This is a genomic window from Leptospira gomenensis (assembly GCF_004770155.1).
GTDB lineage: Bacteria > Spirochaetota > Leptospiria > Leptospirales > Leptospiraceae > Leptospira > Leptospira gomenensis.
Genome location: NZ_RQFA01000026.1, coordinates 115,301 through 140,249 on the forward strand (window position 1 = coordinate 115,301; position 24,949 = coordinate 140,249).

Below are 24,949 nucleotides of genomic sequence, written 5' to 3' on the forward strand. Positions count from 1 at the left end.
TCTTTTTCTTCGATGCGAATGAAGTAGAATACTAGCCTCAAACCAAAAATTTACTGTTGTCTTATTTGTACGTTGTAAGTTCTACTAAATATTTTGGTTTGATATCAGTAGGATAGGAGCTAAAACGGCTTCTGGCAACCTTGACTTGTAGTTGAAAGTCTATATTCATTCCAAAGTCGTTCTCTACGTTTATCAATAGATCCGTCGATATCCATCCAGTAATACAAAACCGTAATCGGCAATAACAACGTATCTAAGGCAAAACTTAACGGAAGATCTACTAATAGAATTTCGCTGTACTTCCTATTCCAAATCGAATCAAAAATAATCTTTACACCGACATACATTGGACTAAAACGTTCACTCGGCGCTATGCTTGTATCATAAGACTTTGGGCAATAGTATGTTGTTCGTGAAGAGTTGAATAAGCCCCACGTTGTCGCACAGCTTTGAAAAAAGAAGAAACTTAAAAAAATCCAGATAATGGCTGTCACGTTTACTTTCATAATTCGCAAAATTATAAAGGACGTAGAAGTTTTTTCAAATTTTGTTATAAACTGTTGTATTTTAAATTATGATTCCGCCTTGATAAACTCCCGAAACTCACTTCCAAGGGATTCTATCTTTTTTTGAAATACGTTGCGGAATTAGAGAGAGTTGCTGGTATTATCGGCAGCTTCCCCTCTTACGTAATTCCTCCCGTTTTCCGTCGATATCCATCCAATAATACAAAACCGTAACCGGCAGCGTAATCGGCAATAACAACGTATCGAGAGCAAGACTTAACGGAAGATCTATAAAAGTAAGAATTCCTACATTTCCCCTCGGATTAAAATGCAGTTTAACACCTACGAACATAGGACTAAACCGTTCGCTTGGAGCGATCGTAGTATCATAGGAGGCCGGACAATGATAGGCGGCACGCGTTGAATGAGTGATTCCCCATAACGTCGCGCAGTTTTGTAGTAAGGCGACGGTAAACAACAAGTAGCAGATAAAAAAGGGAAATCCGCTTTGGGTTTTCATAAAATCAGCATCGATTCGAAAAAAGAAATGTCAAATGAATGCTAGCACGTCTTGAATTTTTGCACCCTTAGTTTGATTTTGAAATCAAAGGTGATATGTGTTTCGAGAGTAAAGATTGGAATTCCGAGGAAGTCGGGTCGATCGATTCGATGGATGGATTTTACGATTTCGGGATAAGTTTAGACGGTTTCCGTTTTGATGAATTCTTCGTCCTTGAGTTCTATGTCGATTCCGAGAATATCGTAGATCACATGCGGAATATCCACGATCGCCCGAACCTTCTTCTCAAAAATCGGAGTGAACTTTCCGTAAAGAATCGTGGGAACGGGATTAATCGTATGAACATCGACGCTTAGGTCCTCTAAATTTCCATGATCCGAAGTGACGATCAACTGGTCTTCGTTTGGATCCAATTCTTCCAAAACGCCCGTGATAAAAGATTCCAATTCTCCAATGTATTTCTGAGCAGCTTCCCAATTCATCTTATGACCGACTTTGTCCGTTAGAAAAAACTCATAGATACAAAGTGTATAATCGTCAGCCTTACAGTTTCGGATGATGGATTTGCCCGTTTCATACGGATCTCGGATTTTTAAAAGTTCGTCCGATTCGTCCAAATGTTCGCTGGAAAATTCTTTCAGAAATTCGTGGGTGATGTCCATATACAAACCCTTGCCCTGACGAAGTTCTTCCATTCCTTTCAAGGGTTTGTCGCTCGCCATTTGAATCAGGGTCGAGGCCGAAATATGACGGGGATTCTTTTTGACGTGTTCCGCAAACGCAGGCGAGTAACAGTTTAATAAATCCGCCTTAAATCCGCGTTCGTTTAAAATCCGCAGAATCGAATATTTGCTGATGATTTTTTTGAGCGTGAAGGTCGGAAATCCGCTCAAATGACGTTGCAACACCTTACACGCGTTAATCCCCGTCCAAAGGGAGGTTTGTCCCGTCGCGCTTTGCGGAAGACCTTTGATTCCCAAGGAAGCGTCGGTCTTCAGAAAAACCGTATTCTTCAGAATTTCCGGAGAGTTTGCGGGAATCGGTTTGCCGGCCAGAGGCAGAAAAAACGATTTCGCGTATTTGGAAAACGGATTTGTGGTCGGATCGTCGGGCCCGAAGCCGATTCCGTCGATGAACATGTAAAAGATCATAAATTTATAGCAGGTTTTCTTCTTTCCGGTTGGACCAAAAGGGCCGATACTAAAAACAGTGACGTCCAACTTTTACATAAAAATCGTCTCGGCTCTGACGCTCATTCTAATCGGGCTGATTCCGGTTTCCATCTCTTTTTTTCACGACGAATGGAAAGAGTCCGCCGCGGTATTTCCTTTGAATCCGGCCGGAAACGAAGGTTATTTGAAACGGGAGAATTTCTTAAACGTCTGGAATCAATCCAGAAAGGCTCCGTTGTTCGAAGCCGCTTCAAAGATAGAATCCTCGATTCGCAATTTCCCTCCCGATCGAAACGCGAAAGAACTGGGAGAAACTCTTTTGAAGAATCTGGAATTGAAATCCCTGAAAATTTACGACTCCTCGTATCGACTTGTGTACGCGAACGAAGAAACCAAAGAGGTGTTTAACGGAGATTTGAGATTGGGCGATCTAAAAGTTGCTCCGTCCGATTTCAACTTCGATCGGTCCGGAATCCCTTTGTATCGGACTCGCAACGGCGAATGGTTTCTTTGGATGAAAGGGTTCGCTCTCGGAAAACAGATTTCTCTTCCGTTTAATATCCGCGATAAACAGGTGTACTGGATTTTCGAATCCGGTAGAACGGGGAACGATACTCTGATCGCTTCCAACGATCTTCGTTCGTTGGCGTATCCGGAAAATCTCGAGGAGATCCTCGCGGAGTTCAACAAACCCGCAAAGGAATGGAAGGATCGAGCCCTTTGGGAGAAGAACAAAATCGGAACCAATACGATTTATCTTTCGTACGATAAAGGATCCAGAACGAAACAGAGTATTCAGATTTTTTTATTCTTCTTTTTTCTAACGGCCATGTGCGGATTGGGAATACTTTCCTCCAGTTTAGTACATTCAATTTTGGTGGAACAGGAATTCGATCGTAGGGAAAAAATTCTCAGGTTGAGGGACGTGTTCCTGAAGATATTACTTCTTTTGAAACGGGAGAACTGAGAAACTATGATCGGCCTGAAACTTAGGATCGCTTTACTGACCGTTTCCGTACTTTCCTTTTTTTATTATCTGTTCGTTCCGTATTTCCCGGAAGGGGTTTATTTTAAATCCAGAATACATTCAGTTTTTGTAAACTTCAACGAAGAGCTCGGTCGGTTGGAAACGGGAATTCGAAACACGAAATCTTTTTCGGACCAGGATAAGATCCAACTCGAATTCCCTTCGGTTTCGGGGATAAAATCCGTTTCCGAATCCGAATTGACGGGGCGCAGGGACTCGGAAGGGAAATTACTTTCCGAAACCTTAAAGGAAGGCGCGAGTCGTCTGTTTTTTTTAAAGTCCTCTTTGGTTCTTTGTATTCCCGATCCTACCGAGAAGCGGATGATTCTCGCGGAGATCCGAGAGGATCGTCTTCGAATCTCTTTCGGAGGAACGGATTCTATCCTAGTTCCCGATCTGAAGTTCGGCGGATATATCGAGCCTGGAAAACAATACCAAGGAATCAACGGGGATCAGATCGCTTCCATTCTTATATCGGATCTGGGCCGTTCTCAAAATGAAGTCACTCGTTTAACGATCGGTAAGTTTCCGTTTATAGGATACTACTACGCTGCACCGGAAAATTCGTTCTCGTTCGTCAAAGGAGTTCTGATTCTGAAACCGGGCAACGAAGGACTGGGATTTTTATTTTTATCGGGATTGTTCGCGTTCTTATTCCTAATCGATTTGACGGTTCGTCTTTTACGAATGAGACGGGATCTTTTTTCGGACAAGGAAGGTAAGGAAATTCAGGATATCGTCTCCCATATCTCCAAAGGCGTGAGCGGATTGCAGACCGCAAAACAGAAAGCTCTCGAACTTTTGGAAAAGGACAAAAGCGAGGAGATCAAAACGCTTTCGTCCGAAGAAGTGGACTTCGATTTAAAATCCGCTCCGATCATTCTCAAAGAAGTGAAAAAAGAAGGATCTTCTATTTTCGTTCTTCCGTTCGAACTCAAGGCGGAAGGATTTATTACGCCGGCATTCTTACGGGATCCAGAAAAGTTCAAAACATCCGCAACGACGTCTCCCGAACTCGAACGGAAACGGTCCGAAATCTTTAATCCGGAATTGGAAACGTTGATCGCCAAGGTTCGCGCTCCGGAACCATCCGAACCTTCCGCAGAGCCGAACAAAACCGCAGAAGTGGATCCGTTCTCGCGGCCGATTCCGGAACCGGCCTTTGCGGCATCGACCGAACGTTTGGAATTGGGGCCCGGTTACAGGAAATGGCTCGATTCGCTGACGGTCAGGGATCGTAGAAAAATTCTCGAGGTTCTGGACGAATTGAGCTACGGGTTAGAATCCGAATATTCGTTTATTCTAAAATACTATATTTCGGTATTCTCTCATCTTAAACTTTCCGGTTTTGCGATCCACTACTACGACCGCAGAAACGGAAGTTATAATCCTTTCGTCACTTACGGACTAAAGGAAAAGACTGTCGAAAACATGATCTTTCTCTACGACGATCAGTACATCGGAAAGGAATCCGGCGAGTATTCCCTCATCGGTATTACGGAAGAAAGAAAAAACGACCGATTCTTCCGGAAAAAATTCGATCCAGCCGATTTGGAATCCTGCATCACCATGCTTACGATCACACTTTCCAATTTCGGAATACCGTTTCGATTTTTCCTCCTTTTTAAGGATCCCCCTTCCGAGTCGGCCTCGCAGGAAATCGAAAATCTTATCTTTCATTCGTTGGAACCCGTCGTTCCCTCTTTCGAAAAGTACGATCGTAAAATCCTAGGGGAGTTATTCAGGGATAAACGGGATATCGTTTCGTCCAGAATTCATATGATGAGAATTTCGACGGACGGGGAAAGGGGTATTACTAAATCGTACTACGTCGAGTTCCACGGTAAAGATTATTCCAAGCTGGAATCGCTTCGCAAAACCGCCATTTCAGAGATCGCAGAATTTATCGGTCCGGAGGATATGTGTTTCGGAATCGGAGTCGGTGTTTTCGGGATATATACGAGAAAGGATCTGGAATCGTCTCTACGATCCGTGTTGGATAAACTCGGTGCCGCTTACGAGTTTAAGGCCGATTTTTTTCCCAAGGACGGAAAAAACCTATTCACGTATTTATAAAAATCGAATAAAAATATTATGAAATACTTATATATTTTTATTTTCCTATGCGCTTTTTTTTCCTCCGAGGCGGGCGAGGAAAACAGGCGGGAATGGAACCTGGCCGTCAAAGAAAAAATCCTCAAAATGAACGAGACGAGAGAGGAGACGGCTTCGATTCCGTTTTTGAAAACGTATGTCGATAAAAATCCGAGCGACGTCACGATGAAGTTGTGGTACGCGCGCGCCCTTTTTTATCGGGAGGATTTGTCACTTCCGGAACATTCTGAGGACGTGTTTTCGAGAATGGAAAAGCTCAAAAAGATCAGGGAGAATTATCTGCTCGCTTCCAAGTTGTTCGGGGAAGTTCTGGAATACCTGTCTTCGGCAACTCCGAGAGATCCCGATCTCGGCAAGTGGCATTTTCTCTGGGCGATGTCGGAGTGGTACGGAGGCAGGGAGGATCGTGCGATCCAGATATTTAAGAAATCCTTTAAATACGATTTTCGTCTTAACGAAGCCAACTATAATATCGCTTCGATTTATCAGTCACTAGGACAAATCCAGGACGCAGAGATTTATTTTAGAGCGTACCTCAAAAACGATAAGGAAATGCGCGAGGAAAACTGATGGCTAAGGTGGATAAACGGTTTCAACTTCTGATGACCGAAGAGGAATTGGAGCTCTTAAAAAAAGAGGCGGAAAAACGAAATCTTTCCGCGGGAGAAATGTTGCGTTTGTCATTGCGCAACGAAATCTATCGATCCGATTCCTACGAGCGATTGGACGCGCTTTCCGTTCTGAAGAACTTAATAAAATTATGAAATACTATCTTTCTAAATCCGTATTGGAGACGATCGTAGAAGGTTCCGAACCTCTAAAATCCTCCGTCGCGGAATCTCTCGCGAAGCTGATTAAGGATCAGCACCTTTTTTACACGGGTACGGTTTCGATTTTGCCGTTATTGGAAAAACAAAAGGATCAACTTCAAAAGGAAATCATTTGGAATCAAATCAAACGGCTTTGTCTGGAGGTTTTCGAATTCCGTACGCAAAATCTTTCCCTTTCGCTGAAATTTTCCGGAGAGTTCGGAGGATCGGATTGGGTTTGGAATGAGATAGCCGTCGCAGTCGAAAGGGATTTGGACGGCTTTATCACCGTTGACAGAACGATTCCCGATCAAAGGATGATCCGGGTTTTATTCGCTCAAGAAATAAACTTCGACGGGATCGCTTAGCGGCGAGATCTGATCTTTTCCCGTTTGGAAGTGATAAAATCTGTTGTACGCCCCGATTCTGAAATAATACGCCGTTCCTTTTTTGAGGAAAAGTTGGTTTTTTTCCAGAAGGATTTCCGAATTCAGCGATATGATGCGATTATCCACGCACGTCGTGAGTTTATTATAATATTCTTGAATATTTAAGTGTGTTTTCCCCGCGGGTAACCCAGTGATCGGATCCAGAAAGTCGGACGCCGGATGACGAGGTCTGCTTTTTTTATCGGGAACTCCGGCGTTTTCCGGAAACGTACCGCGAACGATTCCCACCATTCGATCCGGATGGATTCCGTAGTGAATGAAATATCCTCCTCCTTGGATTACTTCCCGTTCCGGATTGGATTTCCAGATTAAACACACGGAAGGACCGGAATCATCAACGGAATTTTCTGCGACCTTAAGGCCGATCGGTTTTACGGGAGGGGTGGTTTCCCGAAAAACCATAACCAGACGTTTTAATTCCGGCGTAGTATTTCCTAAGGAATCGGATTTGAATTTGATTCTCCATTGATAATATCGAAACGGTAACAGATCTTCCTTATTCTCGTTTAAGCCCAGGAATTTTTTCAAAGAATCCTTTAGTGGAATTCTGTAAACGTCCGGCTCCGAGGAATCTAATTTATAAGATTCTAATTTTCTTAAGTCCACTCCGATCCAGGCAGGACCTTCCGCTGCGGGAGTGAACGGAGTCGGAGATACTCTGAGATACAACTCGATCGCGGAGGATACGGGTATGTTCGCCTTCAGTTGAAATTCCTCCAAAAACGAACCGGAATATTTACTTTTATAAACGGGAGAAATCGCGGAACCGAATTTCGTTTTGGCGGTATGCGTTTCCGGATCGAATTCTTGCGGAGAAAACGAGACGTCTTCCGAAGCCGGGTTCGGTTTACCGCGGAAAACTCCGAAATTCTCCATCCAGCCGTAATAGGAGCTCGCGATACGAAACGACGTCGTATCCTCGGGATGGAATCCGATTCTCGCCAAATTCTTGTTAGACGGAACGGATCCTCTTGCCGCTTCTTTTCCGTTTTGATAAAGTACGATTTCGTTTTCAGCGGGAATAAAATGTAGTATGATTCGATTCCACTGGTTTTTTAACAGGGTAGAGTTTGCCGTAAGGCGTAATGATAAATATCTTTTTTCCTCCGTTTCGAAAAACGAATAAAATCCGATCTTGAGTTTGTCGTCCGCTATTTTAAGATCCCATCCGTACGTGTTTCCCGAGGTTTCGTACAATTTGGAGATGAGCGTCGCGTCCTTTTCCACTGTTCCCGGTAAAATGCTGAAGCCGATATAAAATTCCTCGGTGAGATCCGAAGAAGTCAGAAGACCGGTTCTGGAATGTGCGATTCTGATTCCGGTGCGTTTTCCGGAAAACCGAGCGCTTTTTTTCGCGTGGAATACGTTTTCGGAATCGGATAGATACGAAGACGAAAGAACTTTATAATTTCCTAATAGATCCTTTAGATCGGAGGGGTTTCCTGAATCGAAGTTCAGATATAAGTCCGCTCCGGAACTCCTTTCCTTGGTCTGCAATCGAAGAATTTGGGTTTCGAGAGTTTTTCCGGAAAGTTCCAGTCCGTCCCGTTTCAATTCTGCAAAGGAGAAGTTTTTGGTTTCCGAACGTATCGAAGCGATACAGAAAAGAAATAAAATCAGCGCCCGCGTCGAAACGGGAAGGTTTTTCCGTTTGAATTGTTTGATCGATCGCATCCGAAGTTCGGTCAGTTGAGTGTTTCCAGTTGATTGACTCTTCTTTCGTGACGTCCGCCTTCGAATTCCGTACGAAGCCAAGTTCGAACGATATTGAGAGCCAATTCCTTGCCTATGATACGTCCACCTAACACGAGTACGTTGGCATTGTTGTGACGTTTCGACATTTCCGCCGTGAATTGATCGTGACAAAGTGCGGCGCGAATTCCCGAAAGTCGGTTGGCGGCGATGGACGCTCCGATTCCCGTTCCGCACAACGCGATCAGTCCTTCCACGTCTTTGGAAAGAACTTTTTTACAAGCGTCTGCAATGACGATGGGATAATCCACGGAGGATTCGTCTTTGGTTCCGTAGTCCACTATCTCCGCTTCTTCCTTGAGCGAGGTGCGGAGAAATTCCTTAAGTTCAAAGCCTCCGTGATCCGAGGCGATTCCGATTTTTTTCATGTTCTAAATTGTTTATGTTCCGAGTTTCGCTAGGTTTCAAGCAAATAATTGCCTTTGAGGATAATTCGCTTCCGGTCGATCGAAACGACAAAGTCGTTTTATAATACGTTGTCGCGATAGGCTTTGGGCATCGCGTCCCAGAACTCCAACTGAACCAAAAACAGGGAAAGATATATCATCGTAAAATTGTCTTCGGAGATTTTTTCCCCTTTGAGGGCCAGAGTAACCGCGTCGCTCATACGGACCGTAAGTTCCCGTTTTTGTTTGAGATGTAGGTTGAGTAGTTCCCATTCGATCGAATTTAAGGAACGCGTTTTTTCGTCGGAAAGAACGTAGTTTTCGTAATAGGAATTCAATTCCGCATACGTCGTCAGATGTCGATTCCAATCCTCGAGTAGAACGGAATATTCCTCCTCGGAGAGTTTTTTGTCTTGAATACAAAGGACGGATTTGTATCTACTTTTTCCTTCCTGAAGAGCGATCGATTCGGCCAGTCTTTTTTTTTCCTCGAGAGGAAGCGTCGATTTAAACAAGTCCGAAGGTTGTTCTCCGGAGCTATCGGTCGCAAAACATTCCTGGATCGGAAGTTTCGTCAAAAAATTCAACGAAGAAGCGGATACGTTACCCGAAACCGAAAAGGCTCCGATTGCCAAGGCGGCGATTTTTCGAAAACCGATCCGTTTCATCATGCCTTGGATTCGAACTCCTTCATAAACGAAACGAGTTTTTGGACTCCCGACAAAGGCATGGAGTTGTAGATGGAAGCGCGAAAACCTCCCACGAGCCTGTGTCCTCCCAATCCGTGAAGACCGTTTTTTTCCGCCTCGTCCAAAAATTTCGTCTCTAATTTTTTGTCCTTTAAAAGAAAGACTACGTTCATTTTGGAACGGGATTTTTTTTGTACGGGACAAACATACAACGAAGAAGAATCTACGAAGTCGTATAACAATTTCGCTTTCTCTTCGTTTACGGCTTCCATCTTGGAGACACCTCCGAGTTTATCGAGCCATTCGAAGACGAGTTTGGCGATATAAATGGAATACGTCGCCGGAGTGTTGTATAACGATTTGTTTTTGATCATCACCGAATAATCCAAAAGCACGGGAATTTTTCTTCCGGAAATTCCGATCAGATCGTTTCGGATGATCAACACGCTCAAACCGGAAGGTCCTATGTTTTTCTGCGCTCCCGCAAAAATCACTCCGAAGTCGGCGACTTCGATTTTGCGCGATAAAAGTTCGCTCGTCATATCCGCCACGAGAGGTATCGATTGAATCTTAGGCAATTTCGGATATTGACTTCCGTAGATCGTGTTGTTGGAAGTGATATGCAGATATTTGCCTTTTCCGGAAAGATCCGCTTCGGTTAGGACGGGTGTTTCGGTGAAATTGTTCGGAGTCGCGTCGTAGATCACGTTCACACCGTTGAACTTCAATCCTTCTTCCCAGGCTTTTTTCGTCCAGATTCCTGTATGAGCCACGTCGAAACTTTCTCCCTCTTTGAGAAGATTGAGCGGCAGCGCCGAAAAATGCAACGTGGCTCCTCCCGAAAAAAACGCGACCGAATATCCTTCTCCTATATTCAAAAGTTTGCGTAGAAGGGATTCCGCTTCCTGAAGCACGTCTTCGAACAAGGGTTCGCGGTGACTCACTTCCATGAGAGACATTCCGGAACCCTTATAATTCAAGAATTCCGCCGCCGCGATTTCCATCACTTCGTTGGGGAGCATCGCGGGTCCGGCTCCGAAATTGTAAATTCTTTCCTGGAATCGATACATAATCGCTACGGTCGCAGAGGGGAGTTTGGGGATCAACTTTCTTCCAGGAAAGAAGTTTGGAAGTAGGGAAAAATCCTTGTCTCGACGGAATGTTTGTGAATAGGATATCCACTGGTCGGAAGATCGTCCGTGGTCGGATTCAAAAGGAGTAATTTAGAATGTTCAGAATTTCGGTTGTCGTCTTATTCTTAGGATTATCGTTTTCCTTGGCGTCCCAAGACAATTCCAAACTCGGTGAAAAAGAGGTCCGATCCTCGGGAAGAGTCCAATTCATCAATCGCTCCGCCGCGCGCGCAGGGGAAGAGATCCGCGGCACGAACGAAAAAGCCGGGATCGGTTTGGCCGAAGCCCTCAAAAAGGATCCGAACAAATCGCACAGTCAAGGCGGCATAAGCGTGGTTCGGATCGCACCGGAAGAGAAAAAATTCGGAGCGGACGTTTTTTCGATTTCGGAAGACAGCGACTACGGTCACATCAATTCGATCCAAAGGATCGTAGCCGGTTTCGTGAAATCGAATTTCGGATACGACGACAAAAATTCGGATATTCTCGCGACATATATCCTTTACTACAATGCCATCCACAGAAAAGACAAAACGTACGTGGGAAAAAAATATTCCAATTCCGTAATGAAGGTCTTGAACGTCGGTTCGATCGGGATCGCAAAACGTTATTCGGAATGGCCGGGTAAAACCCAGATTCTGATTCCTTTGGTGGAAAACGTCCTAACCGGAGACGGTAAGGACGTTCATACGGACGAGTTGGAAGACGAAGTCAATAAGGATCTCGATAAAAAGAAGGAAGGAAAATACGAAAAGGAAAAGTTCGACGATCTACAGCGGGAAAAAAACAAAAAGGAATTGGACGAGGTAAACCGTAGAAAGGAAGAAAACAAAAACAAACAGAAGGAACTTTCCGACAAAGAAACCAAAACCGACAAAGAGCTTCAGGAGCTCAATAAGGATCCCGTAAAGAACAAACAGCAGATAACGGAAAAGAAAAAGGAAAAAGAGCAGATTCAAAAGGAAAAGGAATCCGCCAAAAAAGAAGGAGAGAAACTGAAGGAAAAGGAGAAGGAAGTAGTCAAGAAGGAAGAGGATAGAAAAAACAACAACAGTTCCTCCTCCAGCAGCTCTTCGAATTCTTCCAAGTCGAACGATTCCAAAAGCGATTCCGGAAGCAAATCGGGCGGCGATTCCAAATCCTCTTCCGACGATAAAAAAAGCGAGTCCGAGCTGAAAAAGGAATTGGCCGAAACCAAAAAGGAATTGGAAGCCAAAAAGGAAGAAGAAAAGAAAAAAGAGGAATTCGACAAGAACGTTGTCGGCGGCAAAATCCTTTTTTTAAAAACCCTGAAATATCTTGATAAAGGTCATTACAATAACGAACTGCAAGTGCTCGATCCGACCAACGACGACACGATCATCCGCGGCGATTTCAATAAAATCTGCGGAAGGACGTTCGAAATCGTGGACGGAAAGGCGCTCGTGATCGGGTTCGAAGACGGGCACTCGTCCAATCACAAACTCATTCTCATCGATCAGGAAACGTTAAAGCCGACCATTTCCGCAGAGGACAATATTTTCTGGCGTTCTCCTATGATCGTAAAAGGCGACGAGATTTACGCCTTCGAAGAAGTGCAGGAAAAATATTATCTTTCCCGTTTCGGTAAGGATTTGAAAAAACAAGCGAAGTCTTCGGAAGAAATCAGTCCGAATTCGAACGTGACCTTTTACGGCGAAAAAATCTACGTGACCGGCAAAGAGGAAGGCTCGGGTAGCATTCAGATCACCGTTTTTAATAAAGCGGATTTGAAATTGATTAAGAAGATCAAACCGTAACGCCGAGCGATCCATAGAAAGCGAGGCGCCGAGTTCAGGAAATAATTCATCGAGTTCGAATCGCGAGATTTCGAGCTCGAGTGTAAAACTTAAAAAACCGGGATTCATACCCGGTTTTTTTATATTCGGAACGTATAAATTTTGAACGTGAAGTTTTTAGGTTGTTAACTTCAAATTCAATCCTTAAAATCGAAAGGATAAACTAAATGGCGGAACTTAGTTTATTAGAAATTCAAAAAATTCTAAATCAAATCATCGACGCTTTTATAACGAAATCGGAAACATTCTTTCCGGCTTGGGAAGAATCTACAAGTTCCGAAAGACCCTTTGCAGCCGAGAGAAGTTTTTATTCGCAGGCGATCCGACACGCAGAGCTTCACGAGCCGATCTTAAATTACGTTTATAAGATTATCGATCAGAACCGAAAAGTTGCGGTGCTTTGGTCCTCTGAAGAAGAACACGCGGGTGCTCACGCGGTTGTCGCCTTAGCTCTCTTAGACAAAAAGTATATCGAAAATTACGTAGACTTTTTACGTACGAACGACCTGGATCATGAGGTTTATCAAAGCGACGATATTCAAGAGCTGATAGAAAGATGGGGTTGGTGCGAGGAAATTCTTTCTTTAGCTGCTGCAAGAAGTTTCCGCGGACAATTCGGTCCCGATCAACTCGGCGAAATGTTAAGCGACGGCTTGGAGGAATATCTGATGGAGAACGATTCTTTAAAATCCTTTGTGGAAAAAATTTGCAAAGAAATCGAAAGCGCATCTTCCATCCAAAAAGAAGATTATAAAGAATGGATTTCGATCGTTTCCGAGTTGTTCGAGGAAAATCGAAAACTCGTTCGAAGAACGATGGAAAGAGAACTTTCTATTTGATGAAAACCCATCAAACGGTCTGATTTCGAATCCCCAGAAAGATTGGAAAAATTTGTCGAAGAAAGCCCGCGGAAGGGATGCGGAGGGCGCGTCGCGTCCCGAACGAACTTTCGCGGACGAACGCGAAAGTTGTATAAAATCGAGTGAGGGATGAGTCGCTTTGCGACGAACCCGGAGCAAGCCCGGTTTCGCCGTTTCTGCATAATATTTTGAAGACCGGAAACTCGAGCGAAAGCCGCCCCGCAGTAAACGAATCTTAAAATCAGAATATTCGAAAAATATGATTTATCCGATTATCTTAAAGAAGTCAGTTCCCTGTATGCGCGAACGACTCCGTCGGCGATGGTTTTGGTGAATGTCAGGGCGACTCGCGCTTTTTCGGAAGCGATCATCACTTCGTGGGCGTCCACCGAGTTCGGATCGAACACCATCTTTTGTGTTAGTTCGTCCGCGTCCACTTGCAGGTCGTTTACGGAAGTAAGCGCGTTTTTCATCGCCTCCGAAAAACTTTCCGCGACGTAGTCCGGAGATACCGGTTGTTTTACGTCTTTGTAATGTCTTTCTTCCGTCGTGAAAACGTCCACTTTGTCCCCTTTCGGGTTGAGCGCGTGCGGTTTGTTTCCGTTATAACCGGAGTTATACGTATTCCAGAGTGACGAGTTCGAATTGATTTGCATGATTAAGCCCTACCTATTTCCAAAGCCTTGTTGAACATCGCTTTGGATCCGTTGATCATTTGAACGTTTGCTTCGTAGGAACGGGAGGCCGAAATCATATCCGTCATCTCGGTGACGATGTTTACGTTCGGCATTTCCACGTACCCTTTTTTGGGACCGATCTGTATCGAATCGGGATGGGTCGGATCATAGACCAATCGAAGCGGGGTCATGTCCTTTTCTATCTTCATCACCTTGACGCCTTTTCCTTCTCCGGGGGATACACCGAACGGATATACGGGACTTCTCCAACGGGTTCGTAAGTTGATCGGAGTCATTACGACCCGATCCCGGCGGAACGGACCGTCTCCGTTGGTGTTTCGCGTCGTAGTCGAGTTGGCGATATTGTTGGAAATCACATCCATTCTCAATCGCTGCGCGGATAAGCCTGTCGCGGAAATATTGATCGATGAAAAAAGTCCCATGGCTACTTCCTAAAGATTAAAATTATGTCTCATTACTTTGAATTCAAGAAAATTATTAAAAAGAATTAGGCCATTCTCATGACTTGTTTTAAATCCCGGTAATTTTGGTTGATCCGTTCGGACATCATCATGTATTGCATTTGCGAATTGGAGGCTTCTACGACTTCCTTTTCCACGTCCACGTTGTTTCCATCGGCTCGCATAGTCGTTAGGTAATCGATATTCGCTTTGGGTTGAACTTCCCGATAGTCCAAAGGTTTGAAAAATGAAATGTGTCGTTCGTCCGAAATCTGTGTCGGAACCGTTTTTGCGGCTTCGATCTTTTCGGATTCTACGGCGCGTTTGATCATGGATTCGAAGATCACTTCGGATCGTTTGAAGTGGGGAACGTCCGCGTTTGCGATATTGTCCGAGATCACCTTTCGTTTAAAAACGGAATGATTCAATCCCCGTTCCAACAGGTCTTGGGTTTTCATAAAATGGGTTTTCTCAAACATTATTTTTCTCCCCTCTAAAAAATCGGTTGAATTTGGATTTTTCGGAAGAGATTTTTTTGAGGAAATCGGTTTTTTCTTCCGAAATAAATGGAGTATTCGAGAAAAACGAAAGCGAAATTACGATGTCCGAAACTCCAGAAACAATCGAAATCACCCCGGATCTCTCCGTTCTATTCAACGATTATTACGCGTTCCGAACCATGTTGATGGAAGCGATTTCCCGGAAACCGAAACGGATCGTCATCAATCTCGGGGACATTCCCGTTATGAATTCGATTTCGATCAGTTCTCTGGTTTGGTTTCTTAAAAACGCCCGCTCGGAAGGAATTTCCTGTAAAATCAGTTCCATTCATCCAGATCTTCTCAACACGTTCGAAGTGTTGAACCTCAAGGAATATCTCGATCCCCAGTGATTCGTTTCGTCGGACCCGATTTCTTCGGCTTAGGGAAACGACTGCGTCAGTCCGAGTCGTTCCGGGAAGAGAACGTAGAAGATTTTCATTGGACACCGAAGAACGGATTTCTAATTTTGAATCTATGAAAAAAGCGATTTTGATTTGCCTCGTTCTATTCTTCTTTCTGGGCGCTTGTAAAAAAAAGGAAGAGTTGATTTTAGGAAATTGGATAAAGGTGAAAAATTGCCCCGAAACCGGGGAATGTCCCAATCCGGATAAGGGGAAAGGAAGTCATCTGGAGATTCTTCGCGACGGTTTGGCGAAATACGATACGTTTCATCTGACGTATAAAATGAAGGACGACGACATTCATTTCAATCTTGCCGATCTCGCTTTCGATCTGGAATACAGAATCGTAAAAGTGAACGATAAGGAACTTCAACTTCTCAATAAAAAAGAAAATAACGTGGAATACTTCGAGAAGCATTGATACTTTTCGGAAGAATACCTATGAATCGTGTTTCCCTGCTTTTGACCTTTTTTTTGAGCACGGGAATTTTGTTTGCCGGCGACGAGGAGGATGTTCCTTCCACAGGAGGCTCTTCTTCTCATTCGGAACAAACCCCTCTGGATCCCACCGAGGCCGCACGTAGAAGGGTCCAAATCGCCGCTCTCAATACGGAAACCGTAAATCTGATCCGCTCCAACAATCTCTCCCGCGCTTCTCTGAACGTCGATAAGATCAAGAGACTCGACGAAAATTCGGTCGAATTCAATTATCTGAGAGGAGCTTTGTTATACGCTCAGGGAAGATATCCTCAGGCTAAAAATTCCCTTTTACGGGCGATTCAAATTCAACCGGGACACGATCCTTCTTATTATCTTTTGGGGATGATCTTCGTTCAGAGAAACAAGTGGCCCCGTTCTTTGGAATACTTTCAAAAAGCGGTGGAACTTTCGAATTACAACCCGTTTTACAGGATGAATCTGGCTTTGGCGCACTTTGAAACCGGGAATTATCTGCGTTCCAAAGCGGAGTCGGAACGGGCCGTCGAACTAAAACCGAATTTTAGAAACGCGAAGTTGCTTCTTTTGAAGTCCAATTTTCTCTTAGGAAACAAAGCGGATGCATACGCTCAATGTGTGGAATTCGTTAAGGAAGGTTTTGTTTCACGCGAATACATGCTGATACATGCAAGACTTGTAATGGACATTCACCAGAATTTTCGGAAAGCGATCAAAATCTACAATCAATACGGAGAACTTCCGTTTCAGGAGAAACGGTTTTTGGCGCACGCGTATTACAATACCGGCAACTATCGCGCTGCGGCTTCCACGTATCAACAGGTCGTTCAGTTTAAGATCGCGGAAGAGGAGGATAAAATCCAGTACATTCGTTCTCTTTCGTTCATTAAGGATTATAGGAGACTCGAATCTTTCGTAACGGCTTGGATTCAGGAAGAGCCCGACAAAAGGAGAAAGATTCAAGAGGCTCTGGATATCGCGGAATTGTTAAAGGAAAACGACTCTAAGATCTTTCATATGTTTCCTTCCCGATCGCCGTATTGATCGATCGTCCGTTTCTGTCGGTTCGGCCGTAGCTTGAAGTGGGGAGGAAATTCCGTTTTAAGACAGGAATCACGTCGTAACTCCTACGATTTTGCCGTGAAACGCGGGCGCCCCACCCTGATTGGGTGGTGGAGGAGAGGTGGCGGGAAAACCTCCCGCAGAATCCCCCTATCACGAAATCCTTCCTTTTACAAGCGAATTCTTCCGGTTTCATCCTCGTAGGAGTTCCTACAAAGTTGTCGATCGGGGCCTCATCCTTGCGGTTTCGTAGGAATTCGGATCAAATAGATCACCACCAAAACACCGATCAGCGAAACCAGGATTTTAACGGCAAAGATCGGGATAAAAAAGAAAACGGTCGTTCCGATCGTGAGGAAGATCATCGAAATCGCGATCACCTTCGCGCGCAACGGGATCATCTTATGGATCCTCCAATCACGTATGTAGGAACCGAAATATCGATTGTTCATCAGCCAATTGTAAAATCGATGAGACGTCCTCGCATAACACGCGGCGGACAAAAGTAAAAACGGGGTGGTGGGAAGGATCGGCGTGAAAATTCCTACGATCCCCAAAGCTAAGGAAATCGAACCGACGACGAACAATAAAAAACGAATGAGCTTGGATCGATGAAGACGGACTTCGTCGCTGTAATCTTTTTGTTCCATAATCAAAAGAATCGAAACGCCTTCGGACATTTCAATTCTTTTCGATGATACGGTTTTCCGAACCGTTTTCGCAAATCGTATTACGAATAAACTTCGGAAAAAAATTCTTCGTCCAAAATTCTCTGCGCGAAAACGCGGAGCAAAATCGGACCGAAAGTCAATCGGTTGGCCCCTTCGATCGAAACGAGCTCGCAGTCCTCGTGGGAAATAAACAGATAACCCGGTTCCTTATGAGTCGTCTTTTTCAGAGGATCGCTGAGAATCCAATTTTGTCCGAATTCGATGATACAATCCATGTCGCTCACGGAAAGATCCTTGTTCTCCAATCGTTCGATGAATTCCTCGTTGTCGCCTTCTTCGATCGCTTCCGGTTCCCATCCGCCCGAATTGATTTTTCCGTCGGAACCGATTCCGAAAAATCCGACCGCACCTCCCCCAAAATCCTCGAAATACATTCCGTTATGAACTCGAGCCGCCTTGACGTAACTTATAGGAAGGCCTTTCGCCGGAGTTCCCGCAAACGGAGCCGAACATCGAATCGCGGCGGGTTCGTCGAAATCCGGATCCGCGTATCGGATCGCAACGACCAAAGCCGGCTCTCCTCCGGAAGAATCCATGTTTATTTCCAGAACGTTTCGTGAAAGTTTTTCCAGGATCGTTATGTCTTCCTCGGATTCCGTCAAAAACGAAAAGTGTTTTAAAAACGCTTCCGAAGGTTGTGAAGATTCCGTAAGTTCCTTCCAGGTTGCGGCGAAGTCTGAAACCGAATTTTCTCCGTATCCCTTTTTTAATTTCTCGTTTACGAGCTTGTCGGCCTCTTTACGACATTGCTCCTCGTTTTCGAAGGATTTCGTCTGTGTTTGTCCGCCGGTTCCGGTTTTTCCGTATTGAACGGTAAAGAAATTTCCGTTTACTTCTATATTCCAAAACTTATCGGACGTTCCATCTTTAAATACAAGATTTCGTTTCATTTGTATTCCTGATTTTATAATATTAAGTTTTATTAATTCGTTTATACTTTGATTTGGATCGACTTCCCGTTTTCGCAGATGAGGTTTTTTAGGTTTCGATCAAGGGTTGTGGGTTTGAAAGAAATCCACGGCTTCCTGGTCGGCGATCGGTTTGGCTGCGACGTCGTTCGCGTCGAATTGAGAATTCACCGCATTCGCCTGGTCGAAACTATGGTGAGCGTTCGGATAAACGGTGATCGTAAATGAATTTCCAGTCGCGACGCTAGCGCCTAACGTCTGCGCCCTTGCGATTCTATCGTCGCAATAACCGGAAGTATAAAGAGGATCCAGCTCTGCGGCTAAAATTTTGGTGTGCGTAAACGGAAGATACGATCCGTTGACGATTCCACCGAATGCGTTGTTCAAGCCGCATCCCGGATAAAAGGAAACGACCGCTCGAAAGGGTTTAGGATAAATCGAACGATAGACTAACGTGGAATTCGTGTCCACTGTGGAAAGAACGCTGCTTCCTCCGTGAGACCATCCCAATAGAACGATTTTGTCCGAGTCTATAATCGAGGATCGCCGAACATAGTCTAACGCGGCGTAGGCGTCGGTAGGTCGGTCCGTAACTTCGGACGTGCCCGTTCCCGGTCCGTTTCCGCATTGATTCTGAGGTGCGTTACGCGGCGTAAAACTGTCCAGAAGCAAAGTCGCATATCCGAGGTTTTTCCCCCGGGCGGCCCATTCCGTAAATAAGAAACCCACCCCGCGACCGGGATCGTTGTATGAGTAGGCTCCTCCGCAACCGTGCATCATTACGATCAAAGGAAACGGACCGTTCCCTTCCGGTTTGGAAAAATAACCAGTGATGATGATTCCCTGCGTCGAATTGTACAAACGGATCTGGTAATTGGTGAGTTCGTTTTCCTGATCGATCGGAACCGGGCCGTTGAGTAAGTCCTGGATCGTAATCGCCTGAGCCGTCGCGAGGTATAAAAGTTGCGTCTGTTTTTCCGAGGAGGTTCGTTTCCAAAATTCGAGGTCTTCCAGAAAATCATTCCGATTGCAATTCCAAAAAAAACAAACGAAGGTTAAGATCGAAATCGATCTAAGACAAGATAAGGTCATAATCCGATAACAAACTTTTCGAATGAATTGTACTTAAAAGAACGGATTATTTTATCGAATTATAATGCGATTGGGAGTTTTGCGCCGCCGGAATTCTCATTTCGATTTCGGAGAATAGGACGGATCGTTTTTTGTTTGAATACGTTTCAGGATCGAGCGATCCAACGAATAGATCGCCGTAACCCCGAAAAGATACGCGATTAGATCCCAGGGATCGAATACGGCGCCGACGGTTAAACGCGAAATTTCCGTCTCGTTCCAACGAACGATCCCGATAGAACGCAAGTATTGCGCGATTTCCACCGAGAACGAAACGGTCAATACGGCAAACGCCAAACTCAACGGAGGAAAATCGAAGACCGATTTGCAGAAGGAATACATCAACATCACTACGATCATATCCCCCATAAACCCGCGGACAAAAGGAACCGAATGAAAAAACGTTACGATCGCGATACAAATCGATACGAAGAAAACGAAAAAACCGAGGTAAACTTTTCGATCGTAGTTTGTGCGTTTTTCGGTTTTCAACATTCGGTTTCCTTAGGTCCGTTTTAGAAATACCGATTTTATTTTCAACGATTCTAATCGAGGAATTCGCGGTGTTCTTTCCCACCTCACCGCATCGTTTCCCAAATACGTTATGCGAAATTGCCGAGTATTTCGTCCAGTATTTCCGCTTTCGACCCGCTGCGTCGAGCTAACTGAGCCGTTTTGGACGCTTCCTCGATTGCGCCCCGTTTGAAATGGGCTTCCGCGAGGTTCGACAGGTAATTCGGATCGGACGAATGCGCTTTCCAGGCTTTTTCGAACCAAACGGCTGCTTGTTCCCAGTCCTTAAGATCGTCTAACGCACATCCTACGAGATTCAAAATACGGCCGCGTCCGAGTTTATCGTCCGGACTTAACTTTTCCAAATTCTCTTTTGCACGTTCTATACATTCGGATGCCGAACCTCTTTCCAGCCAGAACAAACGCGCGTCCAAAAACAATGCGGTTCCTTCGGCCGGATTTCGGGTTAATACCTCGGTGGCAAGTTCTCTAGCGCGCGTTAGGTTTCCTTCCTGTATCGATTTAAATCCGAGCTGGACTTTCGCCCAGGTATAAATACGATCCGAGTAATCGGTTTCCTTTTTGTTAAACGCGTTTCCCTCCGTGTTTCGATAATACGAGGCTATTCGAATCGTAGCCTCGAAATCGTTCGAAGAGGAATACCGTTTCAAAATCGCAGCCAATAAACTCCGATCGGGCGAGTAACGATCTCCGGACTTACCGGCGCGTTTGCCGAGTTCGTCTTCGAACCAATCGAGAAGATTCATTTCCCGTAAATGAGGTAGGGAAGAATCCAACACATACGACCAACTTGCACTCCAAGGTTCGGGTTTCAATTCGGGAGGCCACAAGGACGAATCTTTGTCCTCTTGATCGCGAAGTTGTCCGACGTATTCCGCGAGCCGATAACCTGTAAACAAACGTTCGGCGAAACAAACTTCCGACTGACTCCAATCCTGTTTGTCCAAGGAATCGATCCCCGTGGTCATGTTATGATATTCCTCGTCGTATTTTTCTCCTTCGGCTTGTTCCAGCAACTCCGGAGGAAGGGAGCGATAGCCGGCTCGAAAAAGAGAAACCGCGATTCCCGCTAAACGATTGTTATGCGGGTTTTCACGGATCCATTCCAACAGATCGGGTTGAAGTTCCACGATCCGTTTTTCGATTCCTTTCATCGTTTTTACCGCGAGGTCGTCGAATTCGAAGTCGTTTAACAAATCTATTTCTTGAAGAGAAGTGTCTCGTTTTAAAAGACGTTTCACGAGATTTAACACCTCGTCCGAATCGCCTCTTCCGAGAGCGACGGCGGCTTCCAATCGGACGGAGGTTCTGGCTTTTGCGGCGACGTGTTCCAGGAACTCTTTCACCTCCATACGATCCTTATACGCGGATAATTCCTCTACGGCTTCGACGGCGCAATCCCGGTCCGTTAAGGCGGTTTGTTGAAACGTTCGAATCGCGGATTCTCGATCCTTGTTTTGAATCGACTGAACGATCCTAAATGCGCAAAGGTCACCTTCGCCCGCCAGCACGTACGCGCGTTCTCGCACTTCGGGTTCTTCGATGGCCCTTTCTATCATACGATCCCGAACATTAAAATCCTTTAATAGTTCATCGACCGTCCTTCCCGAAGCGATCGTTTCCGAACGAAACGGTTTCCATTCACGGTCGGAATCGACATAGGTATGAATCCAACGGATGTGTTCTCCGACGCCGACACATAGGTAGACCTTTCCCGAGGCTATTCTCCGGAAGGATTCGGAACTCGGTAGCCAACGTAAGATCCGCTCGATCAAAACGTTCAAGGTTTCTTCGAAACGAAGCGAATAAATATCGTACGAATCCTGATCCTTAATTTCCGCAGGAAAACGGTTTTGATCGTAATCCGAGAACGCTTCGCTATCGATCAGTTCGGATAGTTTCCATTCCGTTTCGATCCGGTTTTCCCGATATGCGCCGATCCCCACAAAACTCCTAGGCCGATCCAAAATCATCCGGAAAGAAGTTTTATATCTTCGTAATACGATTAATCCGATTTCGGATTCTTCCTCGAGATCGGAAAGATTTTTTTCGATCTCTTCTTTCAACCTGGATTCCAACTCTTCGATGTTCGGAATCGGATTCGGGATAAACCCTATTCTAGAATATTCTAAAACCTTAATGTTATGGGAGGAAAAAAGGATGATTCTTTCCCCCAAGAGCGTTCCCGTCGTTTTCTCGTAATCCTCGATGATTTTTCCGTCCGGTAAGACGATGTTCGTAATTTCCTCCGCGTTCAATGTCGTGAGATCGAAGGTCAGAATGGAGCCGCGTTCGTTTACGAGATAGAGTTTGTCTTCGTTTCGGATCGCAGTCTCAAGTTGCGGATAAATAAATGCCGCGCGTGAGACCGGTTTTCCGGGATCGGAAACCTCCACCACCCATACACCTTGGTGAATCTTGACCACAAGGATGTTTCCTAAAATCCAAAGTTCTCCGTAACCGTTTTCTCCGTCCCAAGGAATTTCGAGATCAAACGCACATCGGGGAAGGCTCGTATTCGAAAGATCGAAACCTATAATTCTTCGTTTGTTCGTAGTGATAAATAAAAAGTTTCCTTTGCCGGCGATCGCTTTTATATATCCTTGCGATTTCGTATTTACGGTTACGCAGGAAACCGGCATGGGTTTTGAAGGATCGATTGTGGAATAAATCGTACATGTTTCCCGGGAAAGGGTTGCGATAAAACCCGTTCCTCCCGAGATTGTTTCGTCCTTATGACGGTTCAAGCGCGGAACCGTTCCTAAAGAAGAGGGTGAATGTCCGTTTTGTATATTATAAATTTTTAATCCTTCGGCAACGAGTGCGTAAAGATGACTTTCGGAAACGAAAATACCAGAAAATTCGCCCTGGATCGAAGGGTTCAGCGAATACTTTTCCGGACCTTCTTCGTTTAACAAAGAAAGCCCTTGAGAATCCGTAACCCAAATTTCCGATCCGCATCGATAGATCGGGTTCATTCGACTCCGATCTATTTTCTCTTTGATTTCGGTTTCGAAACATAGTTTCCATTGCCCTTTCGTTTTTCGCCTAATTTCCGTTTTGCGGAATTTCGCGCTTACGGTATCGACGAGCGACGTCGTAATTTGCGCGTTTTGGGAGAGTTCGAACGCATCCTTCCGTCTTTGTTTGTCTTTTTTTGCCGCCTCGATCCATTTTTTTAAACCGGGTTCCGTAATGAAACGTTCCAGTCCTAGATCCGAGTCTTCGGATTGAAGCGATTTTAGAAGAGAATTTCTCGCTTCCCTTGCGTCCGAATCCTGAAGAAGTAAGGCCTGAACGAAATAAATCGATGAGTTCTTCTCTTTCAGAGAAAGAATTTTTTTCGAAGCCGATTCCTTTCTACCGGAAATAAAATCCGCGACGATTTCCCACGGAAGAATTTCGTCTTTGCGTATGATTTTACGCTTCGACGGAGTCGCTGCGGTTTCTTGCACCGTTTCGATCAGACGATCCGTCTCCTCACGGAGATCGAGCCGGATTAAGGCACGAATTTCCTGCGTCCATTTTTCCAATCGGGGAAGTTCCCCCAACGCGGATAAACTTCGTAAGAACTCTTCGTTGCGGTTTTGTTCTAGGAGCGTTTCCGCAAACAGTGAAACGGATCTTTCACGGAGTTTTTCGTTTTGAAAGGATGTCAACAAGCCCAATGTTTTATCGAAACCGAGTCGTCCTAAAAGAAGATTTACGAAAGAAGCGGGATGGATTTCGTAACGTTCTATACGCTCGGTCCATTTTCGCACTTCGATTTCGTTTTCAATTTCGGTTAACGTGTCCGGTTGGAATAAAAGTTGCGCTGCGTTTTTTCGGAAATGTTCCCGAATCATTCCGTCAATTTCCGATCGATCGGGCTGCCCCCATTCTTCGTGGGTATGTCCTCCGCTGAGTTCCGAGTTAAGCGGTTCGTTTTTGATCCGGAATATCACGCCGCCATTACCCGAATCTTCGTACCACCAAGCCTCCAGTTCTTCGAAGGAAATAATTTTTATACCGGGCGCGTCCTCACTATCGGAAAGGGAATCCTGTTGTCCGTCCGGATAAAAAAGCGCGATCCCGTTTTCGAAAAACGCCCCGAACGGATAAATCAAATTGTTCGGTGGAATTTTTTCCATCATTCCGACGAGACCGTCCGCGCCGTAGGGATGATAGAATGCGAAGACCTCTCCTTCGAGATCGCTATCGTCTATGTTCGCTTCGACTCCGTGTTCGATATCCGCGTGCGGGTTGAGACGATGTTCCGCAAAACCTAATAGGGAGGAGAATTCTCCGAGGCTTTGTTTGAGAATCGTTTGACGAACCGCTTCTTTTACGGTTTTACGCAATCGAGGTCGAAGTTCGTTCGCTTCGGTTCCGGTTGGATCGTCCAATTCGTCCCATCGATCCAGCCATTCCGAATTCGAAATATGCGCATACGCGTCTCCTTCGTCAACCCAAGGATAATCGGACCAATTGTCGAACCCCCAGAGCAGGATTTCGTCTCCTAAAGTCGAAACACCTATGACGATTTGACGTAAACTTTCCCGATCGATTGTTCCGTCCTCGAGAGCGGACAACGTGGTTTCTTCGATGCGCGCGGCTAAAGAATCTACATCCATTCGATCCTACCTCCGAATGATCGGCGGATATTTGATTTGCAGGATCCATCCGGATGATTTCCGAATTTCCGGCGGTGCCGTTCATTGCAAAACATAACGGATCGGTGGAAATTAATTTCGCTTAAATTGGGTTGGTTTTCGATCGGATTATAATGCGGTGAATCCGGAGATTTTCGTTTTAAGAGGTGGGATTTCTGG

Annotated in this window: 25 protein-coding genes; 10 read left to right on the forward strand and 15 right to left on the reverse strand. The window is 45.1% G+C overall.

Annotated elements, in window-relative coordinates; translation table 11 throughout:
• Positions 1–119: 119 nt before the first annotated feature.
• The 3 genes from EHQ17_RS20370 to EHQ17_RS05260 all read right to left on the reverse strand — a co-directional run bounded on the left by EHQ17_RS20370 (position 120) and on the right by EHQ17_RS05260 (position 2,177).
• A complete protein-coding gene (locus EHQ17_RS20370) occupies positions 120–506 on the reverse strand; it encodes a YceK/YidQ family lipoprotein (RefSeq protein WP_425460678.1) in 387 nt (128 codons plus the stop codon).
• A 160-nt stretch (positions 507–666) separates the two neighbouring features.
• Positions 667–1,026 carry a YceK/YidQ family lipoprotein gene (locus EHQ17_RS05255; protein WP_135591311.1) on the reverse strand — a complete coding sequence of 120 codons (360 nt, stop codon included), beginning with the start codon at positions 1,024–1,026 and terminating at the stop codon, positions 667–669.
• A gap of 179 nt (positions 1,027–1,205) precedes the next feature.
• A complete protein-coding gene (locus tag EHQ17_RS05260) occupies positions 1,206–2,177 on the reverse strand; it encodes a metalloenzyme (protein WP_135591313.1) in 972 nt (323 codons plus the stop codon).
• 58 nt (positions 2,178–2,235) lie between these two features.
• On the opposite strand from EHQ17_RS05260, the gene EHQ17_RS05265 reads away from it, so the two are divergent.
• From EHQ17_RS05265 to EHQ17_RS05285, 5 genes are read left to right on the forward strand one after another with little or no spacing between them, the layout of a single operon-like run.
• Positions 2,236–3,165, forward strand: a complete 930-nt coding sequence (locus EHQ17_RS05265; protein WP_135591315.1) for a hypothetical protein — start codon at positions 2,236–2,238, stop codon at positions 3,163–3,165.
• A 6-nt stretch (positions 3,166–3,171) separates the two neighbouring features.
• Positions 3,172–5,301: a hypothetical protein gene (locus EHQ17_RS05270; protein ID WP_135591318.1), complete on the forward strand. Its 2,130-nt coding sequence runs from the start codon at positions 3,172–3,174 to the stop codon at positions 5,299–5,301.
• Between the two features lie 18 nt (positions 5,302–5,319).
• Positions 5,320–5,910 carry a hypothetical protein gene (locus EHQ17_RS05275; protein WP_135591320.1) on the forward strand — a complete coding sequence of 197 codons (591 nt, stop codon included), beginning with the start codon at positions 5,320–5,322 and terminating at the stop codon, positions 5,908–5,910.
• Positions 5,910–6,104: a CopG family transcriptional regulator gene (locus EHQ17_RS05280; RefSeq protein ID WP_135591322.1), complete on the forward strand. Its 195-nt coding sequence runs from the start codon at positions 5,910–5,912 to the stop codon at positions 6,102–6,104. The genes EHQ17_RS05275 and EHQ17_RS05280 overlap by 1 nt, the downstream gene beginning before the upstream one ends.
• On the forward strand, positions 6,101–6,517 hold the full coding sequence (locus EHQ17_RS05285; protein WP_135591324.1) for a hypothetical protein: 417 nt from the start codon (positions 6,101–6,103) through the stop codon (positions 6,515–6,517). The genes EHQ17_RS05280 and EHQ17_RS05285 overlap by 4 nt, the downstream gene beginning before the upstream one ends.
• Here EHQ17_RS05285 and EHQ17_RS05290 read toward each other — a convergent pair.
• From EHQ17_RS05290 to serC, 4 genes are all read right to left on the reverse strand, one after another.
• Positions 6,479–8,272, reverse strand: coding sequence for a glucanase (locus tag EHQ17_RS05290; RefSeq protein ID WP_246057409.1), 1,794 nt, complete (start codon positions 8,270–8,272; stop codon positions 6,479–6,481). The genes EHQ17_RS05285 and EHQ17_RS05290 overlap by 39 nt on opposite strands.
• Positions 8,273–8,283: 11 nt before the next feature.
• Positions 8,284–8,718 carry a ribose 5-phosphate isomerase B gene (gene rpiB, locus EHQ17_RS05295; RefSeq protein WP_135591326.1) on the reverse strand — a complete coding sequence of 145 codons (435 nt, stop codon included), beginning with the start codon at positions 8,716–8,718 and terminating at the stop codon, positions 8,284–8,286.
• Positions 8,719–8,816: 98 nt separating this feature from the next.
• Entirely contained in the window at positions 8,817–9,404 is a 588-nt protein-coding gene (locus tag EHQ17_RS05300; protein WP_135591362.1) for a hypothetical protein, read from the reverse strand.
• The gene (gene serC, locus EHQ17_RS05305) at positions 9,404–10,531 is read right to left on the reverse strand and encodes a 3-phosphoserine/phosphohydroxythreonine transaminase (protein WP_135591328.1); all 1,128 of its coding nucleotides are present in this window, start codon (positions 10,529–10,531) and stop codon (positions 9,404–9,406) included. The genes EHQ17_RS05300 and serC overlap by 1 nt, the downstream gene beginning before the upstream one ends.
• Positions 10,532–10,653: 122 nt before the next feature.
• Between serC and EHQ17_RS05310 the strand changes: the two genes are divergently transcribed.
• The gene (locus tag EHQ17_RS05310) at positions 10,654–12,336 is read left to right on the forward strand and encodes a P83/100 family protein (protein WP_135591330.1); all 1,683 of its coding nucleotides are present in this window, start codon (positions 10,654–10,656) and stop codon (positions 12,334–12,336) included.
• 206 nt (positions 12,337–12,542) lie between these two features.
• Positions 12,543–13,214, forward strand: a complete 672-nt coding sequence (locus EHQ17_RS20115; protein ID WP_246057410.1) for a hypothetical protein — start codon at positions 12,543–12,545, stop codon at positions 13,212–13,214.
• A 293-nt stretch (positions 13,215–13,507) separates the two neighbouring features.
• Here the strand turns inward: EHQ17_RS20115 and fliE are convergent, their stop codons facing one another.
• The 3 genes from fliE to flgB all read right to left on the reverse strand — a co-directional run bounded on the left by fliE (position 13,508) and on the right by flgB (position 14,852).
• The gene (gene fliE, locus EHQ17_RS05325) at positions 13,508–13,891 is read right to left on the reverse strand and encodes a flagellar hook-basal body complex protein FliE (RefSeq protein WP_135591334.1); all 384 of its coding nucleotides are present in this window, start codon (positions 13,889–13,891) and stop codon (positions 13,508–13,510) included.
• A gap of 2 nt (positions 13,892–13,893) precedes the next feature.
• On the reverse strand, positions 13,894–14,355 hold the full coding sequence (flgC, locus tag EHQ17_RS05330) for a flagellar basal body rod protein FlgC (RefSeq protein ID WP_135591336.1): 462 nt from the start codon (positions 14,353–14,355) through the stop codon (positions 13,894–13,896).
• A 65-nt stretch (positions 14,356–14,420) separates the two neighbouring features.
• Positions 14,421–14,852, reverse strand: a complete 432-nt coding sequence (gene flgB, locus EHQ17_RS05335; RefSeq protein WP_135591338.1) for a flagellar basal body rod protein FlgB — start codon at positions 14,850–14,852, stop codon at positions 14,421–14,423.
• Between the two features lie 122 nt (positions 14,853–14,974).
• On the opposite strand from flgB, the gene EHQ17_RS05340 reads away from it, so the two are divergent.
• The 3 genes from EHQ17_RS05340 to EHQ17_RS05350 all read left to right on the forward strand — a co-directional run bounded on the left by EHQ17_RS05340 (position 14,975) and on the right by EHQ17_RS05350 (position 16,816).
• Positions 14,975–15,265, forward strand: a complete 291-nt coding sequence (locus EHQ17_RS05340; RefSeq protein ID WP_135591340.1) for an STAS domain-containing protein — start codon at positions 14,975–14,977, stop codon at positions 15,263–15,265.
• A gap of 124 nt (positions 15,266–15,389) precedes the next feature.
• Positions 15,390–15,737, forward strand: coding sequence for an LIC10301 family lipoprotein (locus tag EHQ17_RS05345; protein ID WP_135591342.1), 348 nt, complete (start codon positions 15,390–15,392; stop codon positions 15,735–15,737).
• Between the two features lie 20 nt (positions 15,738–15,757).
• Positions 15,758–16,816, forward strand: a complete 1,059-nt coding sequence (locus EHQ17_RS05350; RefSeq protein WP_135591344.1) for a tetratricopeptide repeat protein — start codon at positions 15,758–15,760, stop codon at positions 16,814–16,816.
• 251 nt (positions 16,817–17,067) lie between these two features.
• Here EHQ17_RS05350 and EHQ17_RS05355 read toward each other — a convergent pair whose 3' ends face one another.
• The 5 genes from EHQ17_RS05355 to EHQ17_RS05375 all read right to left on the reverse strand — a co-directional run bounded on the left by EHQ17_RS05355 (position 17,068) and on the right by EHQ17_RS05375 (position 24,751).
• Positions 17,068–17,484, reverse strand: a complete 417-nt coding sequence (locus EHQ17_RS05355; RefSeq protein WP_135591364.1) for a YbaN family protein — start codon at positions 17,482–17,484, stop codon at positions 17,068–17,070.
• 80 nt (positions 17,485–17,564) lie between these two features.
• Complete coding sequence (locus EHQ17_RS05360) at positions 17,565–18,455, reverse strand: WGR domain-containing protein (RefSeq protein WP_135591346.1); 891 nt, start codon at positions 18,453–18,455, stop codon at positions 17,565–17,567.
• 99 nt (positions 18,456–18,554) lie between these two features.
• Entirely contained in the window at positions 18,555–19,565 is a 1,011-nt protein-coding gene (locus EHQ17_RS05365; protein WP_135591348.1) for a dienelactone hydrolase family protein, read from the reverse strand.
• A 96-nt stretch (positions 19,566–19,661) separates the two neighbouring features.
• Positions 19,662–20,099 (reverse strand): ribosomal maturation YjgA family protein, encoded by a 438-nt coding sequence (locus EHQ17_RS05370; protein ID WP_135591350.1) that lies wholly within the window; start codon positions 20,097–20,099, stop codon positions 19,662–19,664.
• A gap of 107 nt (positions 20,100–20,206) precedes the next feature.
• Complete coding sequence (locus tag EHQ17_RS05375) at positions 20,207–24,751, reverse strand: tetratricopeptide repeat protein (RefSeq protein ID WP_135591352.1); 4,545 nt, start codon at positions 24,749–24,751, stop codon at positions 20,207–20,209.
• Positions 24,752–24,949: the final 198 nt, after the last annotated feature.